This window comes from Streptomyces sp. NPDC049577 (genome assembly GCF_040675635.1).
Lineage (GTDB): Bacteria > Actinomycetota > Actinomycetes > Streptomycetales > Streptomycetaceae > Streptomyces.
Genome location: NZ_JBFAPH010000664.1, coordinates 1 through 1,068 on the forward strand (window position 1 = coordinate 1; position 1,068 = coordinate 1,068).

1 protein-coding gene is annotated in these 1,068 nt (G+C 77.4%); it reads right to left on the reverse strand.

The window, feature by feature from the left end; all coding sequences use genetic code 11:
* On the reverse strand, positions 1 to 1,068 hold a 1,068-nt coding region (locus tag AB0K09_RS33715; protein ID WP_366069188.1), incomplete at both ends, for a GNAT family N-acetyltransferase.

The following is a 1,068-nucleotide window of genomic DNA, read 5'->3' on the forward strand; positions in this document are numbered from 1 at the left end:
GGGGGCGAGTCGCGCGGTGACGACGAGGGTGCCCCCCTCGATCTGGTAGTCCAGCGGCAGGCCCAGGGCGCGCATCGCGGCGACCATGCCGGTGTTGGAGGACGTGGTGACGGCGTAGACGCTCTCGCAGCCGGCGTCCGCGGCCAGCGCCACCAGCTTGTCCAGCAGCAGACCGCCGACGCCCCGGCGCTGCCAGGCGTCCTCGACGAGCAGCGCGACCTCGGTCTCCTCACCGTCCCACAGCAGGTGGCCCAGCGCCACCAGCCGGCCGGAGGCGGTGCAGGCGGCCAGGGTGCGGCCGAAGCGCGGACTCAGCAGGTGCCGCAGATAGCGGTCGGCGTCCCCGACCGGGCCGTGGTAGCGCAGCGACAGGGTCGCGGGGGAGCAGCGCCCGTGCATCTCGCGGGCGGCGGCGAGATCGGCGGGGCCGGCCCGTCGGACGGTGATCTCGTTGCCCTCCGGCAGCGTCAGCACGTCCCCCTGCGCCGGCACGCGCGGTCCCAGCCGGGCGTCCAGCTCCACCAGCGCCCGGGCCCGGGCGAACTCGGTGGGGGTGAACGGCAGGTACGGGCGCTCGATGGTGATCGAGCCGCCGGAGGGGTCGGGCAGCCGCATCACCGTCCCCTCCCACACACCGCCCTCCGGCACCGGCTCGGCGGCGCCCCCGCCGCGCGGCGAGCGGGACGGCAGCGAGTGGATGGTGCAGCGGCCGAGCAACTGGCGCAACGCCAGCGGCAGTTCGGCGGCGTCCAGGGCGGTACGGGTGGCGAGGGTGAGGATCCGGGTGGGGGCGTCCACGAGGTCGTGCGCGTCGGCCCGCTCCAGCCACGTCTCGCGGCCGCCCCCGGTGGCGGCGGCCCCGGCGAGGGCGTCGGGGGCCAGGGCGGCCGGGGCGCGCAGCAGCAGCTCGTCGACGGTGCCGTCGGCGAGCGGATGGGTCTGCAGGGAGAGGATGTCGATCCGCCGGTCGGCGAGCGCCCGGCACAGTGCCGCCAGGCTGCCGGGCTCGTCGCGCACGGTCGTGCGCATCCGCCACAGCGCCGTGGCCGCGCCGGCGCCGGGCCCGGG